This is a genomic window from Nonomuraea jiangxiensis (genome assembly GCF_900099965.1).
Classification (GTDB): domain Bacteria; phylum Actinomycetota; class Actinomycetes; order Streptosporangiales; family Streptosporangiaceae; genus Nonomuraea; species Nonomuraea jiangxiensis.
Genome location: NZ_FNDJ01000003.1, coordinates 143,283 through 161,915 on the forward strand (window position 1 = coordinate 143,283; position 18,633 = coordinate 161,915).

At 72.5% G+C, this 18,633-nt stretch carries 13 protein-coding genes; 4 read left to right on the forward strand and 9 right to left on the reverse strand.

The genetic code is table 11. The features are described 5' to 3' along the window. Position 1 precedes the first annotated feature (1 nt). Positions 2-1,108, reverse strand: a complete 1,107-nt coding sequence (locus BLS95_RS06990; protein WP_090930059.1) for an NAD(P)H-dependent flavin oxidoreductase — start codon at positions 1,106-1,108, stop codon at positions 2-4. A gap of 177 nt (positions 1,109-1,285) precedes the next feature. Then, on the reverse strand, positions 1,286-2,203 hold the full coding sequence (pgfA, locus tag BLS95_RS06995) for a cell envelope lipid trafficking protein PgfA (RefSeq protein WP_090930060.1): 918 nt from the start codon (positions 2,201-2,203) through the stop codon (positions 1,286-1,288). Between the two features lie 178 nt (positions 2,204-2,381). Between pgfA and BLS95_RS07000 the strand changes: the two genes are divergently transcribed. Then, on the forward strand, positions 2,382-3,536 hold the full coding sequence (locus BLS95_RS07000) for an acyltransferase family protein (protein ID WP_176993061.1): 1,155 nt from the start codon (positions 2,382-2,384) through the stop codon (positions 3,534-3,536). On the opposite strand, the gene BLS95_RS07005 is transcribed toward BLS95_RS07000, so the two are convergent. The 5 genes from BLS95_RS07005 to BLS95_RS07020 all read right to left on the reverse strand — a co-directional run bounded on the left by BLS95_RS07005 (position 3,463) and on the right by BLS95_RS07020 (position 11,425). Further along, a complete protein-coding gene (locus tag BLS95_RS07005; protein WP_090930062.1) occupies positions 3,463-7,665 on the reverse strand; it encodes an alpha-(1->3)-arabinofuranosyltransferase domain-containing protein in 4,203 nt (1,400 codons plus the stop codon). The two genes, BLS95_RS07000 and BLS95_RS07005, sit on opposite strands and share 74 nt — an antisense overlap. After that, the gene (locus BLS95_RS07010; protein WP_090930063.1) at positions 7,662-8,756 is read right to left on the reverse strand and encodes a glycosyltransferase family 4 protein; all 1,095 of its coding nucleotides are present in this window, start codon (positions 8,754-8,756) and stop codon (positions 7,662-7,664) included. Before BLS95_RS07010 ends, BLS95_RS07005 begins: the two co-directional genes overlap by 4 nt. Further along, positions 8,753-9,556 carry a glycosyltransferase gene (locus BLS95_RS07015; protein ID WP_090930064.1) on the reverse strand — a complete coding sequence of 268 codons (804 nt, stop codon included), beginning with the start codon at positions 9,554-9,556 and terminating at the stop codon, positions 8,753-8,755. The genes BLS95_RS07010 and BLS95_RS07015 overlap by 4 nt, the downstream gene beginning before the upstream one ends. 11 nt (positions 9,557-9,567) lie before the next feature. Continuing rightward, entirely contained in the window at positions 9,568-9,702 is a 135-nt protein-coding gene (locus tag BLS95_RS58915; protein ID WP_281249956.1) for a hypothetical protein, read from the reverse strand. Positions 9,703-9,805: 103 nt separating this feature from the next. After that, a complete protein-coding gene (locus BLS95_RS07020; protein WP_090930065.1) occupies positions 9,806-11,425 on the reverse strand; it encodes an MmpA family trehalose lipid delivery protein in 1,620 nt (539 codons plus the stop codon). 79 nt (positions 11,426-11,504) lie between these two features. Here BLS95_RS07020 and BLS95_RS07025 point away from each other — a divergent pair, with 79 nt between their 5' ends. Beyond that, positions 11,505-13,349, forward strand: coding sequence for a thioesterase domain-containing protein (locus BLS95_RS07025; RefSeq protein WP_143043612.1), 1,845 nt, complete (start codon positions 11,505-11,507; stop codon positions 13,347-13,349). Positions 13,350-13,359: 10 nt separating this feature from the next. Here the strand turns inward: BLS95_RS07025 and BLS95_RS07030 are convergent, their stop codons facing one another. Further along, positions 13,360-15,603 carry an acyl-CoA dehydrogenase family protein gene (locus BLS95_RS07030; RefSeq protein WP_090930067.1) on the reverse strand — a complete coding sequence of 748 codons (2,244 nt, stop codon included), beginning with the start codon at positions 15,601-15,603 and terminating at the stop codon, positions 13,360-13,362. A 70-nt stretch (positions 15,604-15,673) separates the two neighbouring features. Further along, a complete protein-coding gene (locus tag BLS95_RS07035; RefSeq protein WP_090930068.1) occupies positions 15,674-16,483 on the reverse strand; it encodes a hypothetical protein in 810 nt (269 codons plus the stop codon). Positions 16,484-16,498: 15 nt separating this feature from the next. Between BLS95_RS07035 and BLS95_RS07040 the strand changes: the two genes are divergently transcribed. Both BLS95_RS07040 and BLS95_RS07045 read left to right on the forward strand, forming a co-directional pair. Beyond that, positions 16,499-16,828: a hypothetical protein gene (locus tag BLS95_RS07040; protein ID WP_090930069.1), complete on the forward strand. Its 330-nt coding sequence runs from the start codon at positions 16,499-16,501 to the stop codon at positions 16,826-16,828. Between the two features lie 365 nt (positions 16,829-17,193). Next, a complete protein-coding gene (locus BLS95_RS07045; protein WP_090930070.1) occupies positions 17,194-18,624 on the forward strand; it encodes an AMP-binding protein in 1,431 nt (476 codons plus the stop codon). The last annotated feature ends 9 nt before the right edge of the window (positions 18,625-18,633 follow it).

Here is an 18,633-nt window from a genome sequence, read left to right on the forward strand (position 1 = left end):
GTCAGTCGCGGGTGAGGCGGCCCAGCCGGTCGAGGGCCTCGCCGAACTCCTCCACCAGGCCGAACACCACGTCCTTGGTCGAGCGGACCTGGTTGGTGATCCCGATGATCTGCCCGGCGGGGAACGTGGCCAGCTCCGAGGCGTCCGAACGGCCGATCCGCCGCAGCGCGCCCGACACCAGCATGAACTGCAGCGGCATCGGCAGCGTCCCCGGCGACTCCTCCGACTCCCAGGCATCCGTCCACTCGTTCCTGAGCAGCCGGGCGGGCTTGCCCGTCCAGCTCCGCGAGCGCACGGTGTCCCGGGAGGTGGCCTCCAGGATGCGGCGCCTGGCCATCTCGGGGGTGTCGGCCTCCTCGACGGTGAGCCAGAGGGAGCCGGTCCAGACGCCCTCCGCGCCGAGGGCCATGCCCGCGGCCATCTGCCGGCCGTTGCCGATGCCGCCCGCGGCCAGCACCGGCACGTCCACGGCATCCACCACCTGCGGGATCAGGACCATGGTCGAGATCTCCCCGGTGTGGCCGCCCGCCTCCGTGCCCTGCGCGACCACCACGTCCACGCCCACCTCCACCTGCTTGAGCGCGTGGCGCGGGGTGGAGGCCAGGGCCGCCACCTTGACCCCCCGCTCGTGGGCGAGCTTCACCACGTCGGCGGGCGGCGGGCCGAGGGCGTTGGCCAGCAGGGCGATGGGGTGCCGCAGCGCGACCTCCACCTGCGGCCGGGCCGTGGCGTCCGTCCAGCCGAGCAGCACCCGGCCGGGCTCGGCATCCGCGGTGAGCTCCGGCACCCCGTGCCGGGCCAGCAGGTCGTCGACGAACGCGCGGTGCCCCTCGGGGATCATCGTCTGCAGGCGGCCGACCAACTCCTCCGGCGCGAAGTCCGCTCCCTCGTACGAGGCCGGCATGACGACGTCCACCCCGTACGGCCGGCCGTCCACGTGCTCGTCGATCCACTTGAGCTCCATCTCGAGCTCTTCCGGTGTGAAGTAGAGCGCCCCGAGCACCCCCATGCCGCCCGCGCGGCTGACGGCGGCCACCACGTCGCGGCAGTGGCTGAACGCGAAGATCGGGAGCTCGATTCCGAACATGTCAGTGACACGTGTCCGCATGGCCCGACAATACGTCCGCGGAACACCGAACTGCAACGCGTTCTAGACTAGAACCTTTCGTCGGTTCCGGGACTTGATAACTCGTTCTAGTCAGGTCTCCCGACGTCATAAAGAAAGGCCCGCGGAATTCGCGGGCCCTTGTATGCGGAGGACCACTCCCGGCGGAATGCCGGTGGGCTACCTGACCGGGCGGCGCCGGCCCAGCACGATCCCGGCGAGCACGAGGACGACGCCCACGGCGACCAGCGCCAGCGGGATGGTGTTGCGCAGCAGGTTGATCTGGTTCTTGCCGTCCTCCGCCTTCGCCACCAGCTCGTTGACGGTCTGCTCGGTCATCTTGGCGGTGCCGACGAAGGCCGCCGAGCGCTCGACGCCGTCCTGGGTCTTCAGCACCTCGTGGCGCTGCACCTCCTGCCGCACCGGGGAGCCGGTGACGGGCTCCACCCAGAACGTCGTCTTGCCGTCGTACCAGCGGTCCACCTGCACGTCACCGGTGGTGCCGGTGATGCCCAGCACGTTGGCGGGCGCGGTGCGGGTGTCGGTCTTGGTCGGCGGCACGTCCTGCTCGAAGACGTAGACGGGCAGGCCGTTGACGGTGTCCTCGCGGACGAACGTGGCGTCGAACGCCTTGTGCGCCGTGGCGTTGAACACCTTGTACGTCTTCTTCTCCACGTCGAACGGGAACTTGTAGATCTGCCCCTCCAGCGTGACCGGCGCCTTCTGGATGCTGGCGCCGCAGCAGTTGACGCCGAGGCCCGAGTACCGGTTGAAGGCGCTGCGCCGCTCGGTGACGTCGACCAGCGGGCGCGAGTTCGTCACGTCGTTGACCACGGTGGCCTCGTCCCAGACCACCCGGTCGGCGCTGGCCTCCTTCACGTCGCCGCGCGTGGTGACGATGATGTCGAGGTCACCGGTGAGGACCTTCAGGTCCTGGAGGGAGAAGTATTGAGCGCCCTTGGCCTCCAGCCGCGAGATGCCGAACTGGTTGGCGGGAGCGGAGACGATCTGCCCGGCGGCCCAGAATTTCAGCAGGGGGGCCAGGGCGACGAAGAAAGCACCGAACCCGATGAGGACCAGCGTCGAGATGCGACCCATCGAGGCCTCCGCATTTGTGAAACGTGTTGTCGCCGGTGCCGACGTCGGGCACCAAAGTATGACAGGGGGTCAGGCCCGTCATCCGCCGCCCTCGCACCGCAACCAAATCGATAGAAACAAGTTCTATCGTAGTTCCGGCCCAGCGTCGGAAGCGGGGAAAGCGAAAGTGGAAGCAGGCATGAGGAGCAGGGACGCCGCCCTCGACGGCATCCGCGCCTTCGCCGCTCTCGGCGTCTGGCTGCTGCACGTCGGGAGCAATACAGGTGTCATGTATCGGGAGGGCATGTACGCCTGGATGATGAGCCGCCTCGGCATCGCCGTACCGGTCTTCTTCGTCCTGTCGGGCCTGCTGCTCTACCGCCCCTGGGCGCGTGCGGTCCTCGAAGGCGGGCCACGCCCGCGGCCCCTGGGTTACCTGTGGCGCAGGGTGCTGCGGGTGATGCCGGCCTACTGGCTCGTGACCGGGCTGGCGCTGTGGGCGTGGAGCCCGTTCGACTGGACCGGGTGGGCCAAGTGGATGCTGCTGGCCCAGAACTACTTCCCGGACGACCCGCCACCGGACGGGCTCTACCAGATGTGGACGTTGCCGGTCGAGATGTCCTTCTACGTGCTGCTGCCGGTGCTCGCCTGGGCGCTGCACCGGTGGGCGCGGGCGGGCTCCGGCGGCGGCCGGCCGCTCCGGCTGCTGGCGGGGATCGCGGTGCTGCCGGTGGTCTCGGTGGCCACCGTCGTCGTGGCGCGGGTCCTCGGCCTGCCGCAGCTCGCGCTCTGGCTGCCGTACCATCTGGTGTTCTTCGCCTGTGGCATGGCGATGGCGGTGCTGTCGGTGTGGCTCGGGCACAGCCGGGTGATCGACGCGCTGGCGCCGCAGCTGCTGGTGCTGGCCCTGCTGCTCTACGCGGTGCTGAGCACCGGCTGGGCCGGGCCGCGCACGCTGGAGTTGCCGACCCTGTCGCAGTCGTTGCTGCGCGTCAGCCTGGAGGCGGCGGTCGCGGTGCTGGTGGTGGCGCCGTTCGCGCTGGCGGCGCGGCCGGACTCGCTCAGGCACCGGGTGGTCGGCAACCCGGTGACCGCCTACCTGGGGCGGATCTCCTACAGCTTCTTCCTGTGGCACGCGCCGGTGATCACCTTGCAGCTCAAGCTCACCGGCGCCCAGCCGTTCGCCGGGGACTTCACCAGCGTGGCGGTGGTGTCGCTCGTGGTGACGACCCTGCTGAGCGTGGGCACCCACCACCTGATCGAGCTGCCTGCGCTCAGGCTCAGCGCACACCGGTCAGCACCTGCTCCGCCGCCGGCAGCTCCGGCGCCCGCGCCGGTCGCGGCTGCGCCGTGACGAGCTGGCCGAACAGCACGCCCACGGCCGCGCAGGCGGCCAGCTGCGGCGCCTGGTCCATGAGCGGCGCCAGGCCGAGCCCGTAGTTCCGCAGCTCCGTGCCCGCCGCCAGGCACAGCGTGGCCACGGCGAACGCGGCGGCAGCGAGCCAGTGCGCGGGCAGCCCGCGGGCCCGGAACAGCAGGGTCACCAGTACGGCGGCGAGCACGGCGAGCATGCCCGGCCAGCTCGCCACCCAGCCGCCGAACGCCAGCCCGAGCACCACGGCGTACGGCGCCCGCCAGCGGGACATCCGCGTGGCCGAGGCGGCCGCGGTCTCGCGCACGTGCTCCGGCCGCGGGCCGCGCAGGACCACGGCGATCAGGGCGAGCAGCGCGATCCCGGCCAGCCCCAGCACGAGCGCCAGCCAGTAGGCGCGGTCGGGCACGTATTCCAGCCGCACGGTCCCCGAGGTGCCCGCGGGCAGCTCCCAGCCCTGCTTCCAGCCGTCGATCCGCACCGGCCGCAGCGTCTTGCCCTCGGCGCGGGCCCGCCAGCCGGCGTTGTAGTTCTCGTTGACCACGAGGAAGGCGTCCTTCGGCGCGCTCACCCTGACCTCGCGCACCGACTGCGTCCAGGCGGCCTGCACCACCCCGCCCGCGACGCCGGGCGGCTCGTCGGGCAGCGACCCGACCACCAGGTCCTCGATCCCGTACGCGTCCCAGCCCGCCACCCGCACCCGGTTGTCCCCCACGGCGAGCCGCACCCGCGAGCAGCCGGTGATCCGCACCGGCCGCTGTTCCAGCAGGTCGGCATGGGTGCCGGTGACCTTGGTCGGGATCACCCTGCCGTTCACCTCGATCCTCGGCCCGAGCCCGCAGCCGAGCCGCAGCGGCACGTCGGCGGGCCGGCCGACCGGGTCGAGTCCCGGCACCACCAGCTCGGTCACCTGCAACCGCCGCGAGAACGGCGAGAAGCGCAGCTTGAGGGTGGACGTGGTGAGCGCCTTGAAGGTCAGCGTCCCGGTGGGCGAGACCCGGCCCGCCCGCACCGCGCCGCCGTCGCCGGTCAGCACCACGTCGAGCGGCTGCTTGTCGCCGCCGGGCCGGCCGAGCTGGAGGCGGGAGATCGTGCGTTTGCCCTTCCAGCCGAGCGTGAGCGTGGGCTGGGCGTCCTCGGGATCGGGGATCCAGGTGGTGCCGGCGTCCCCGTCGAAGGCCGACCTGGGCGACACCACCGCGTCCTCGGTGATCTGGGACGACCCCGTCACGCTGGTCAGGTCCGTACGGATGCGGGTGAAGCGGTCGATCAGCTCGGGATCCCGCAGCACGGCCGACCCTCGTACGTCCACGGTCGCGGGCGACTCCACGCTGAAGGTCCGGTCGAACCCGGTCTCCTCGCCCCGCTCGGCCAGGACCGGCTCGTTGCAGACCCACCGGGTCATATTGCGCATGCAGGCGGGCCGCCCGTCCTGCCCCCGGTCCATGACGAACACGTCGCCGCCCGTGCCGGGCAGCCGGATCGTACGGCCGGGCAGCACTCCGGGGACGGCCAGCTCCACGATGCCGACCCGCTGCCCGTAGCTCCACGCCTCCGACGTGGTCGCGACCACCTTGATCCGCACCCAGCCGGTGGGCCCGGCGGGCACCCGCAACCGCTGCGCCTGCGTGGTCCGCCGGACGTCCTGGACCAGGCTGCCCGCCTCGGTCTCCACCGCCACCGTCCTGACCGCCTGGCCGAGCAGCAGGTCGGGGGCGAACATGACATCCAGCCCCGGGACCCGCATCGGCCGCGGCAGGTCCACCCGCAGCCACTCGCCGCGCGGCGGCCGGGCGCCGCCGCTTTCCCACCCGGTCTCGACGTTGCCGTCCATGGCCGCCCACGGGCCGCGCCCCGGGCTGCTGATCCCGGCGATCGCGTACGGGTCCGCGGCCGAGGAGGAGGCGCTGATCCCGGCGATGCCGTGGTACTCGGCGGTGGCGGTGTCGTCCAGCCAGCCCTCCTCCAGCAGGTCCAATTCGCCGACTCCGGCGAAGTCCGCCTTCCTGTCGGCCGTCAACGTGGGCGACCGGTTCGACCTGATCTCGCCGAACGAGCGCTCGCGCAACCGCAGCGCGTCGCTGACCACGGTCGGCACCTCGCGCGTGCCCGCGTCGCCGTTCACCAGGACCGGCCCGTCGCCGAGCAGGCCGAGGTCGCCCATCGCGAGCAACGAGTCGGGCCCGCCGCGCACGGCCAGCGCGTCGGCCACCGGCCGCACGGAGATGAGGTCCTCGCTGCCGCCCACCTCGTAGAGGTCGAGCGCGGGGAACGGCGCGTCCACCGAGTCCACCGCGTCGTCGGTCTCCCTGTCCCCCACGGGCTCGCCGAACGAGCGGACCTTCGTGACGCCCGGCGACTCGCGCAGGGCCTCGTAGATCCGCGACGGCCAGGCGCCCTGGAGGTTCTGCCTGATGAGGTCGTTCCTGACGAGCAGGTAGCGCACGCCCATCCGGCGCAGCACGGCCGTCACCCCGGCCGAGCCGCGGCCCGAGGTCAGCCGCTGGTCGATGGCGTCCAGCAGCCTGCTCAGGCCGACCGAGCCCGGCGGCGTGATCTGCCTGGTGGTCCAGCGGGCGGTGGTCAGCGCCTGCAGCGGCTCATCCATGGGGCGGCCCCAGACGTACTCGCCGAACTTGGCGCCCGGCACGACCAGCACGCCGTCGTCGCCGGCGTTGCGGTCCAGCCAGGCCGCCGCCTCCCGCCAGTGGGCCGGCACCTGCCTGAAGTCGCCGGGCGCGGCCAGGCCCTGGTTGAACACCGGCAGCACCAGCGCCGCGAACGCCACGGCCGACACGGTACGCAGCGGCAGCCGGGCCCGGGCGGGCAGGCCGGCCAGCAGGTGGGCCAGGCCGAAGACGAGCGCGAGGCGTACCAGGGGGTCGAATTTGCGCAGGTTGCGCAGCGGTGCGAGCGGGCCGTCGAGCAGCAGGCGCACCGGCTCGGCCACGATCGGCTCCAGCGCGCTCGCGTGCCCGGCGACCAGCGCAGCCACGCCGACCAGGAACAGCGCCACCACGAACCCCCTGGCGGGCAGGTCGCGCCGGGCCAGCCCGGCCAGGCCGAGCGCGGCGAGCCCGCCGGTGACCACGATCATGGTCGCCGAGGTCGCGATCGTGAACCCGGGCGGCTGCTCGAAGACCCCGTTGAGCGGCAGGTAGCGCACCCAGTCGGAGGCGCCGCGCAGCACGTTCGTGAGCGAGGTGACCTGGGTGGTGGTCCCGGCGGTCTCGGTGTACGGCAGGAACGAGAACGCGTAGCGGCCCACGAGCAGCAGCGGCAGCCACCAGAACAGGGTGGCGACCGAGACGGCGGCCGACCACCAGGCGAGCAGGCGCCAGCGCGGCACCGGGCGCGGCCTGGTGAGGATGTAGAGCACGGGGGCGACGAGCACGGCCAGCACGGCGACCGCGTTGACGCCGCCGCACAGCGCCACCGCCAGGGCCGACCTGACGGCCGCGCGGGCCCGCTGGCCGGTCTCCGAGGCGGTGAGCAGCGGGATCAGGATCCACGGCAGCATCGCGGCGGGCAGCCACTCGATGGAGATCTCGCCCAGGATGGACAGCGTGCGCGGAGCCAGCGCGTACGCCAGCGCCGCCACGAGCCTGGTCCCCGGCGTGCCGATGCGCAGTTGCCCGCCCAGCCGCTCCACGCCGAGGAAGGCCACGCACATCAGCAGTGTCAGCCAGAGCCGCTGCGTCACCCACGGCTCGACGCCGGCCAGGTCTCCCAGGACGAAGAACGGGCCCATCGGGAAGACGTAGCCGGCGACCTGGTTCTGCAGCTGGCCGAAGTGTTGCAGGTCCCACAGGTGGGCGGCGCGCTCCAGCCAGCCGACGGGGTTGAGCGCGAGGTCCATCTTGGTGTCGGAGATGAGGTTGCCCGGCCTGGTGGTGAACGCCAGCACGGCGAAGCCGAGGCAGCAGATCAACAGCCACGACCACCGCCCGGCCCGTTCCCCCACCCGGGATCGCGGGGGCTCCTCTCCCTTGAGAGGAGTGGGCTCCGTCCCGGGCCGCAAGGACTGCGGCTCTCCGGGGGGCGCGGGCTGTGGCTCGTCGTGGAGGGGCCGGCCGGCGACCAGGCGGTCGTGCGGCGGGATGCGGGTCACAGGGTCTCCCGGCCGGACTCGACGGGATGGCCGAGCATCAGGGCGGTCAGGCGTTCAGCGCTGCGGTCCCAGGAGAAACGCTCCGCCCATTCCCGACATTTCACGGTATAGGAATGATCCACTTCGTCGAGCGCGGTGGCGATTCCCTTGGCCAGGTCCGTGCCCTCGGCCAGCAACCAGCCCGTCTCGCCGTGCCGTACCGCGTCCCGGAGCCCGTCCACGTCGTACGCCACCGTCGGCACCCCCAGCGCGGCCGCCTCCAGCACGCTCAGCCCCCAGCCCTCCCCCTGCGAGGTGCTCACGTGCACCCACGCCCGGCCCACCAGCCGGGCCTTGTCCTCCTCCGGCAGGTAGCCGTGCAGGGTGACCCCCTCGGGCAGCCGGGCCCGCAGGGCGGCCTCCTCCGGCCCCCGCCCGATGACGTCCACGGTCAGCCCCGGCCAGCGCCGCCGCAGCTCGGGCACGGCCTCCAGAAGCAGGTGCACCCGCTTGTGCGCGACGAGCCGGCCCACGCAGACCAGCCGCGGCTCCCGGCTTCGCGCGATGCCGGCAGGCCGGACGACGCTCACCCCGTTGTGTACGACGTGCACCGGCCCCCGCCAGCCCAGCCGCTCCCGCATGGCCCGTGCCGTGGACGGCGAGACGGCCACGCTCTCGTGCCGCCGGTAGCTCCACCGGGAAACCGGCCCCTCCAGGAACCGCCCGACCGCCGCCAGCCACCCCGGCATGTGCACGCCGAACTGCCGGTCGTGCACGTGGTGCACGACGCAGAACACCCTGGTACGCCGCCGCACCACCCAGGGGGTGAAGAACGGGATCCCGTTCTGGCAGTCGAGCACCACGTCGAAGCGCCCGCGCCGGCCCAGCAGCCAGCCCAGGACGAGGGGATAGACGGTGAACACGCCGCCCATCCGCGCCAGGCGTACCCCCTCGACGGTCTCGCGCCGGCGTTGCCCCGGCGCCCGCGCGGTGACGAACCACACCTGGTGGCCCGACCGCGCGAAGCGGCGGGCCAGCTCCCAGGCGAACGTCTCCGCGCCACCCGCCCGCGGATGCCAGGGGTCACGCCAGTTGACGACAGCGATCTTCACGGATATCCGACGGGGTCGAGCGGCGGTTCCCAGGCCGGGCGCGCTGCGGCCCGCGGCTGGGCGCGCAGCCGTACCCAGATCCGGCCCAGCTCCAGCACGATGCCGAGCGTGTGCCGGGCCGGGGAGAAACGGGAGCCGGGCATGTCGCGCCAGCGCACGGGGATCTCGCGCACCGCCGAGCCCCGCTCGACGCAGCGCGCGAGCAGTTCGACGTCGAAGGCAAAGCCGGGGGTGCGCAGCAGGACGGCGACCTCGCGGGCGAGCACCCCGTCGAAGAACTTGAAGCCGCACTGGGTGTCACTGACCCCGTGCACGAGCGCGCCGGCGAGCGCGCGGAACCCGTAGGCGCCCAGCTCGCGGACCTTGCTGTGGCGGTTCTGCACGTGGGATCCGGTGTGCGCCCTGGAGCCGATCACCACCCGCTCGCCGGACAGCAGCAGCCCCAGCGCCAGGTCCACGGCGTCGAGGTCGGTGGCCATGTCGGCGTCGCAGAAGCCGACGAAGGGCGCGCTGGTGCCGAGCAGCCCGGCGCGTACGGCGGCGCCCTTCCCGGGAGTCTCACAGGGGACGAGGCGGACCGGTACGGGGCCGCGCGGCCAGGCCCTGACGATCTCGGCCGTGCGGTCGGTGCTGTTGTTGTCGACGACGATGACCGCCGTCGGGAACGGCATGCGGGCAAGCTTCGCGCACAACTCCAGGAGCCCCCCGGGAAGCCGTCCCTCCTCGTTGCGAGCGGGGACGACTATCTCAAGCAGTGGTGGCCGGCTCGTCCCCCCGTCGCCTTGCGGAGAGGGCGGCATGGCGCTTCGGGTTACCGCTCGCCGTAGTTGTAGAGCGGCTGGTTGACCGGCGTGGCGGTGGCGCCGGTGAGGGAGACCGTGGTGACCGTGGCCACGAGGGCCGCCACGGCGACACCGATGAGCGCTGCTAAGAGGATCTTGAACACGGGGGGTTCCTCCTTGAGCGGGCAATGTCCGGGGCGACCCCAACCTAGAACCAATTTCTGCTACTCGGAAGTAGCTCGCCGAAATTCCTCCCAAACCCGCTGATCAGCGGGCCTGCTCGGCCGGGACCGGCGCGACCGGCCCGTCAAATCGGTACAACCGCAGGTCATCCGCGTCGACCAGGACCTTCGCCCGGCCGAGCCAGCCACCGAACCTCTGCCGTTCCTCGGCTGTCCCCGCGTCCACCAACACGTAGCGAAATCCCGCGGCGGGCAGGTCGGGTGAAGATCCTTCTAGTACGCGTTCTACCGCTTGGGCGCGCGGGTCCTCGCTCGCCACCACCAGGTTCCCGACCCGTACGACGTCGTTGGAGACCACCCGCCGCCCCGGCACGGCGAAGAAGCGCTGCGCGGGGTCCAGCACCGCGCGCCCGCCGTTCCACGCGAACTGCCGGTAGGACTCGAACGGCAGCACCAGCACGTCCCCCGGGGCCCGATCCGCCCTGATGACCTCGCGGGCGGCCGTCCAGCTCGCGGGATAGGGCACGGCCCCGAGCCTGCCGAACGCGCCCCAGGCCAGGGTCGGCAGCACGGCCACGGGCACCAGCGCCAGCGCGCCCACCCAGACCCGGTCATGGGCGACCCGCTCGGCCAGCAGCCCCAGCCCCAGCGCCACCACCAGCGCCAGCGGCGCGACGAACTGCTGGGCGTCCCGGAACACCGCGAACCCGCCCCACACCTCCACCGCCCCCCGGAACGCCTGCCTGCCGGGCTCGCTCACCCCCACGCACGCGACCCCCACCCCGACGGCCGCCGCCACCCCCAGCCCTCGCCTGTACGGCAACCCGCCCCGCAGGAAGAAGCCGGCCCCGACGAGCGTCAGCACGAGACGGGCCACGGCCCCTGCCACGGTCTCGTACCCCGTGGGGACCGCGTGCGCGTTCCAGATCCCGCCCAGCGACAGCAGGCTCCCCACCGCCCCGAACGGCGTGTCGGCACGGGCGGCGAACGCGTCCACCCCGACGGGGTCGCCCGCGATGCCCCGAGGCCGCAGCGCGGTCACCACCAGCCAGGGCAGGCTGAACCCCACCAGCACCGCCACCACCCGCACCGCAAAACGTCGGCGCGCCGCCACCACCGGCAGCGCCGTGATCGCGGTCACCGTCATCGCCGCGAACCCGCTCACCGCCGCGGGCAGCACCGCCGCCGCCACCCGCCGCCCGGACCACACGGCCCGCACCACCCAGGGCAGTCCCGCGTACCCGAGCAGCAGCGCCCACTGCCCCATCAGCAGCCGCTCGGCCACGTACGGATTCCACACATAGAACGCCCCCGCCACCAGCCGCGGCCCCATCGACCGCGACGGCAGCAGCAGAGCGGCCCCCGTGCACCCCAGCACGAAGATCGCCAGCAGGATCAGCTTCTGCACCAGCTCGGCGGGCAGCACCTGCGCCAGCGCGGTCACCACGGCGTCGCTGGGCACGACCCGCGCGGCCCCGCCCGCCAGCCCGAACGTGAACCGTGAGAAGGCCGGATCCGGCACGAAGACCATGTCCTGCAGCAGCGTGAACCCCGGCCCCAGAGCCGGCCCGAGGGCCAGGCAGCCGAGCGCGAGACCGAGGAGGGCGGCGGCGAGCCGGGCCCTCGTGTCCGCATTCGGGGCCGTGTTCTGGGCGGTGTGCGGCATCCCGGCTGGTTCGGCCGTGTTCGGGGCCGTGGGCGGCATCCCGCTATGACATCACAACCGGGGCACGGCCATTCCCCCGCAAAACGTTCATGGTTAGTCTCGCGCCGGGAGGCACGGGGTGATGGTGACAGCAGCGGCGATCCGTCAGCGGTTACGCGCGGGCGACGCGGTGCTCGCCGCGGGCCTGGCGATGGTGGCCGTGCAACTGGTCTGGAAGTACGAGCTGGTCAGGCAGACGTACTTCCGCCAGGACGACTTCCACTACCTCATCCGCGGCCTGCGGAGCGGCTTCACCTGGGACTACCTCATGTGGGTGGACGTCGGGCACCTGCTGCCCGGCGGGTTCGGCATCTCGTGGGCGATGGCCCGGCTCGGCGGCTACAACGAGGCGCTCGCCCACACGCTGACGATCGCGCTCCAGGCGGGGGCGAGCCTGGCGCTGCTGCGGCTGCTCTGGCTGCTGTTCGGGGCGCGGCCGGCGATCCTGGTGCCGCTGGGCCTCTACCTGGTGACGCCCATGACGATCCCGTCCCTGTCGTGGTGGGCGGCGGTGCTGGAGACGCTGCCGCTGCAGCTCGCCCTGCCGATGGCGCTGTCGTCCCACGTGCTGTACGCCCGCGACGGGCGAGTCCGTCACCTGCTCGCCGCGTGCGGGTGGATCGGGTTCGGGCTGCTGTTCTTCGTCAAGGCGGCGTTCGTCCCCGTGCTGCTGTTCGTGATCACAGTCGGCTGGCTCAGGCCGGCACGGCGGCGGCTGTGGCCGGCGTGGGCGCTCTACGCGGGCATTCTGGCCGCGTACTCGTGGGTGTTCTTCACCGGGCTCTACGGCTCGGTGCAGCTCAACGACTCGACGCAGACGCCGCGGCTGCCCTCGGCCGGGGTGGCGGGCGAGTTCGCCTGGATCCTGGCCACGCGGGCGCTCGTCCCTACCGCGCTCGGAGGGCCGTGGGAGTGGCGGCCGATCGGGGACGACTACGCCATGGCCGCCACGCCGGAGCCGGCGGCCTGGATCGCCCTCGGCGTGGCGGCGGTCGTGGTGGGGGTCTCGGTGCTCTACCGGCGGCGGGCCTGGCTGGCGTGGCTGGTGCTGCTCGGCTATTTCCTGCTCGCGGACGTGGTGCCGGTGCTGCTGGGGCGGATCGAGCTGCTCGGACCGGGCGTGCTCGGGTACGAGCTGCGCTACCTCGCGGCCACGGCCATGGTGCTGGCCGTGGTGGTCGGCCTGGCGTTCATCCCGCTGGACGGGGAGGAACGGCCCTGGTCCCGACGGTCCCGGCCGCCGGCCCGGCTGCGGTGGGCCTGGGTGCCGCTGGCGGCCGTGGTCACGGCGGGCTCGGTCTGGTCGGTGGCCGCCTACGCGGACCGGCCGCTCGGCCGGACCGCCAGGAGCTACGTCCTGACCGCCGAACGGGCGCTCGCCCAGGTGCCCGAGGGCACGGTGGTGCTCGACACGTACGTGCCGCCCGCGGTCGCCGCCCCCGCCTTCTTCCACGAGTACGCCCTGCACTCCAGCGTCCTGAGCGTGCCCGCGCCGCGCCCGGTCACGTGGGTCTGGCGGCTCGCGGGGCCGGTGCGGGACCCGCTGACGTTCGACGAGCGGGGCCGCCTGCGCCCGGTGGCGCTGCGCGGCCTGACGATCCCGCAGGGCGCCTCCTGCGTGCCCGTCGGCGGGAACGAGGTCCGCTTCCCGCTGCCGGCCCCGCTCCGGGGCGGCGACTGGACGGTGCAGATCTCCTACCTGAACGCGGCCGAGACCACCCTGTCGGTACGCCTTGGCCTCGGCCGCGCGGAGGTGACGGCCGGCCGGGACCTGGGCCGGACGTTCGCCACGATCGGCGGCGAGGGCGACCACCTGGCCATCAGCGCGGCCGGCCCCGGCGCGTGCGTCGGCGAGGTCAGGATCGGCGTGCCCGTCCCCGACGACACGGGCGCCGCCGTCCCCCCACAGCCCGTGGAGGGATAGGCGGCTCCGGTCACTTGCCCGGTTCGGGGTCCCTGGGCAGGCCCAGCATGCGCTCGCCGATGATGTTGAGCTGGACCTCGGTGGTGCCGCCGTAGATCGTCATGGCCCGGGTGGCGAGCACCGCCCGGTTCCAGTAGCCCGCGTCGCCGAGCTTCATGTCGGCGGCCACCACCGCCGCCGGGCCGAGCAGGTCCACGGCGGTCTCCGAGACGTGCTGGGCGTGGGAGGTGGACAGCAGCTTGCGTACGGAGGCGTCCGCGCCCGGCTCGGACCCGGCGAGCTGCTTGAGCGTGACCCGCAGCGACAGCGCGTTGATCGAGTGGCCCTCGCACACGACCCGGGCGACGTGCTCGGCTTCGGCCGGCGTGAGCTCCCGCCCCAGCCGGCCGATCAGGCCGAGCAGGTCGGTCACGGAGGCGCCGGTGCCGCCCGAGCCGGACGACAGCGAGACGCGCTCGTTGGACAGTGTGTTGCGGGCCACCTTCCAGCCCGCGCCGACCTCCCCCACGACCAGGTCGTCGGGGACGAAGACGTCGTCGAGGAAGACCTCGTTGAACAGGTTCTCGCCGGTCATCTCGGTCAGCGGCCGGACCGTGACGCCCGGGGCCTTCATGTCGACCAGGAAGTAGGTGATGCCCTCGTGCTTGGAGCCCTCGCTGGAGTTGCGGGCGATGCAGATGCCCCACTCGGCGACGTGGGCGACGGAGGTCCAGATCTTCTGGCCGTTGAGCTTCCAGCCGCCCTCGACCCGCTCCGCCTTCATCTGCAGCGAGGCCAGGTCGGATCCGGCGCCGGGCTCGGAGAAGAGCTGGCACCAGATCAGCTCGCCGCTCAGCGTCCTGGGCAGGAAACGCTCCTGCTGCTCGGGGGTGCCGTAGGCGGCGACGGACGGCACCACCCAGGCGCCGATGATCATCGCGGGCAGGCGTACCTTGGCGGCCTTGAGCTCCTGGGCGATCAGCACCTGCTCCAGCGGCCTGGCGTCGCGGCCCCACGGCCTCGGCAGGTGCGGCATGACGAAGCCGCGCTCGGCCAGCGCCCGCTTCTGCTCCTGGCCCTCCAGCCGGGCGATCTCCGCGATCTCGGCGCGGATGGACTCGCGCAGCTCCTCGGCGTCCTCCGGCAGGTCGATCTCCATCGAGCGGGACACGCCCCGCAGGGCCAGCTCCGTCACCTCGGCCGCCCAACCGGTCGCCGAGCCGAGCAGGGCGCGCAGGGTGAGGGCGCGGCGGTAGTAGAGGTGCACGTCGTGCTCGAAGGTGTAGCCGATGCCGCCGAACGTCTGGATGGCGTCCTTCGCGCACTGGACCGCGGCATCGGGGGCCATCACCCCGGCGATGGCCGCGGCGAACGCCGGCTCCTGTGCCGCGTTCCCGCCGACCGGCTCCCCGGTCGCCGGGTCAGGCCCTGATCGCCGCTCCGCGGCCCTGATGGCGTCCCACACCGTGGCCCTGGCCTGCTCCAGGGCGACGAGCATGCGGGAGAGCTTGTGCTTGATGCCCTGGAACTGGCCGATCGGGCGGCCGAACTGGACGCGTACCTTGGCGTAGTCGGCGGCGGCGGTGACGCACCACGAGGCCAGGCCCACCGCCTCGGCGCCGAGCACGATCGCGGCCAGCTGGCGCACGTCGGCGCTCTCCACGCCGTCCAGCACCCGCTCGGCGGGCACGGTGACCTCGGCCAGCTCGACCTTGGCCACCGGCCTGGTCAGGTCGAGAGACCTGACGTGCGTGACCGTGGCGGCGGAGGCGTCGAGCGCGATCCACTCCTCGCCCTCGGCCGTGGTCACGGGCAGCACCAGCACGTCGGCCTGCGAACCGCCGAGCACCGGCTCGACCGTGCCGGAGACGACCAGGGAGCCGTCGTCGGCGCGGGTGCCGGTCAACGTGCCGGTCAGGGCGCCGGGCAGCGCGACGGCGCCGGTCAGCGTGCCGTCGGCGAGCCCTTCGAGCAGCTCGTGCCGCTTGGAGGCGTGGATCACCGCGCTGGCCAGCACGGTCGGCACGTACGGCCCCGGCGCCACCCGCTCGGCCAGCGCCTCGATGGCCACGGCGGTCTCCAGCAGGCCATAGCCCGACCCGCCGGAGTCCTCGGGCAGGTGCAGGCCGAGCAGCCCCTGCTCGGCGAGGCCCGGCCAGAACGGCGGGCGCCCCTCCACCTCGGCGCGCAGCAACTCGGCAGGAATGTTCCGCTCGGCCCAGCCACTCACCGAATCGCGGAGTGCCTCGTGCTCCTCGCTCAACCCGATCGCCATCTGCTCATCCTCCAGCCAGGTCTGAGTCCATGCCCAGAATCATATTCTAGAGGATACTTCTGACCCACCCCTAGAGCGGCCGAACCTGCTGCGCCAGGGTGTTCAGGTCGCGCCAGCGCGCCTTGTTCGCCTCAGGGATGGAGGCCAGCAGCATGGCCGGCTTGGTCTTGCCCACCTCGACGACCGACAGCATGGCCTGGGCGGTCTGCTTCTTGCCGTCCACGAGGTAGGTGACCTTGTAGCCGAGCGTCCAGCCCTTGCCCAGGGGGAGCTTCCGCGAGGCGGTCCAGGAGATCGTGGCGCCCTTGGGGTACTGGGTGCTGATCGTCCAGCGCACGGCCTCGGTGGCGATCTTCCGGTAGTCGGCGTCGGAGGAGGGCTTCTTGGCGGGCGACTCCCCGGGGTACATCGCCGAGCCGATCACCGTGAACGGCATCTTCACCTCGCCGATGCGCTGCGCGATCGTGAACGGCGGGTACGACCTGGCCTTCCACGGCGCGGCCAGCCGGGGGTAGCTGATCCCGTTCGTCTTGTCGGTGATCAGGCCGGTGACGGCGGACGCCGTGCCGGACAGGGTGGCGTACGCCTTGCTCGCGGGCACCGGCGGCAGCACGATCGGGGTCTCGGTGACCGTCGGCGTGGGCGAGGCCGTGGGGACGGCGCTCGTCGGCACGGGGGCGACCGGGACGACCGGCTCGGCCTGCCTGTTGGTGGGCACGTCGCCGGAGAACAGGATGAAGATCAGCGCCACCGCCGCGACGGTGCCGATGATGGCGCCGACCAGGTAGACGACCCTGATCGGAATGTCACCGATGCCCCGCGGCGGCTTGGGCGGCAACGACTCCGGCAGCCGCTCGGCGGGCCGCCCCGGATACTGCACCGGAGGCGGGCCCAGGTGCTGAACGGGCGGCTGACCCGGGTGCTGACCGGGCGGCTGACCGGGGTGCTGGCCCGGGAGCTGACCGGGGTGCTGGCCCGGGAGCTGAGCAGGCGGCTGACCGGGATGCTGAGCAGGCGGCTGAGCGGGCGGCTGGCCCATAGGCCGAGCGGGAGGCTGGCTCGCCTGCTGAGCGGGCGGCTGGCCCCCCTGCTGAGCCGGCGACTGACTCGGGTGCTGAGCGGGCGACTGGCTGGGGTGCTGAGCGGGCGGCGGGGGAAGCTGCGGCGGCTGCACCGTGGGCTGGGTAGCGGCCTGCGCCGCAGGAGCCGGACCCGGAGCCTGTGACGACTCCTGCGGCGACTCCTGCTCCACCTTCGGCTGCGGCTTGGGCTGCGCGGCCTCGGTCGGGGTCTTCTGCGGCTTGGGCTGCGGGGCCTTGGCCGGAGCCTGCTGCGGCTTGGGTTGTGGAGTCGGGCTCGGGGCCTGCTCCGGGGGGCGTATCGGCATGGACGGCCCCGGGGCGGGGGGCTTGGAGATCTTTATGGTCTCCTCGGCGGGCAGAACAACCTTCGGGAACGGGGTGGTGGCTGATGCATCAAAGGAAGGTTTCTGGTCGCCGACGTCCGCCATGGCCTTGAGGTTACGTCACCTGAGCGGCGGATAATTCCGCTATTCCCCCTGCAGAATCTAATTCTGTAAGGTCTCCGAACATGAGGGGTTTCTACGAGATCGCGGCCGACGACCCGGAACGCCCTGCCCTCCTCGGCGCCGAGGGCACGACCTACGGCGCGTTGCTGGCCCGCGTCAACCAGGCCTCCAACGGCCTGACCTCGCGCGGGGTGCGTCCCGGCGACTGCGTGGTCACCGTGCTGAAGAACGGGCTCGACGCGCTGACCATGATGCTCGCCACGTACCAGATCGGGTCCTACCTGGTCCCCGTCAACTGGCACTTCACGGCCGACGAGATCGACTACATCGTGACCGACTGCGGAGCCGAGGTGGTGGTCTCGCCCGATGCGCTGACGGTCGGCGAGCTGGTCTCGGGACGATCCACGGACGCGCCCGAGCTCCGGCGGGCCGGGTCGATGATGCTCTACACCTCGGGCACCACGGGCCGCCCCAAGGGGGTGCGGCGCCGACTGCTGGACCTGACGCCCGAGGAGCTGTACCCGATCCTGATGCGCAAGAGCTGGCGGCACTTCGGGTTGCCGCAGGGCGGGGTGCACCTGGTGTGCTCGCAGCTCTACCACTCGGCGCCGTACGGGCAGGCCATGATGGCGCTGCAGCTCGGGCACTCGATCGTGGCGCCCGAGCGGTTCGAGCCCGCCGAGACGCTGCGGTTGATCGAGCGGCACCGGGTGACGAACGCGTTCATGGTGCCCACGATGTTCCACCGGCTGCTGGCGGTGCCGGATCGGGAGTCGTACGACCTGTCGTCCCTGACCCACCTCTACCACGGGGCCGCGCCGTGCCCGCCGGCCACCAAGCAGGCGATGATCGACTGGCTGGGCCCGGTGTTGTGGGAGTACTACGGCTCCACGGAGGCGGCCGTGGCGACCATGGTGTCCTCCAAGGAGTGGCTGGCCAGGCCGGGCACGGTCGGGCGGGCGCTGGACGGGATGAGGTTCACGATCGTCGGGGAGGACGGCACGGAGGTGGGGCCGGGCTCGCCGGGGCTCGTCTACATCAGCGGGATCAACCGGTTCGAGTACCACGGCGACCCGGACAAGACGGCGGCGACCATGCGCGAGGGCGCGTACACCCCTGGCGACATCGGCTGCCTGGACGCGGAGGGCTACCTGTTCCTGCTGGACCGGCGGACGGACCTGATCATCTCGGGCGGCGTCAACATCTATCCCGCCGAGATCGAGGCGGCCCTGCTCGAACACCCGGCGGTGGCGGACGTGGCGGTCATCGGCGTACCGGATCCGGAGTGGGGCCACCAGGTCGTCGCCCTCGTCCAGCCCGCCACCGGGGTCGAGGCGGGCCCGGATCTGACGGCGGAGCTGCTGCGCCACTGCGCGCCCCGGCTGGCCAGGCTCAAGCATCCGCGGGTGATCGAGTACCGCGAGGCCCTCCCGCGTACGCCGACGGGCAAGCTGAGCAGGCGCAATGTCAGGGAAACGTATCTTTCGGGATGATTTGGGCAG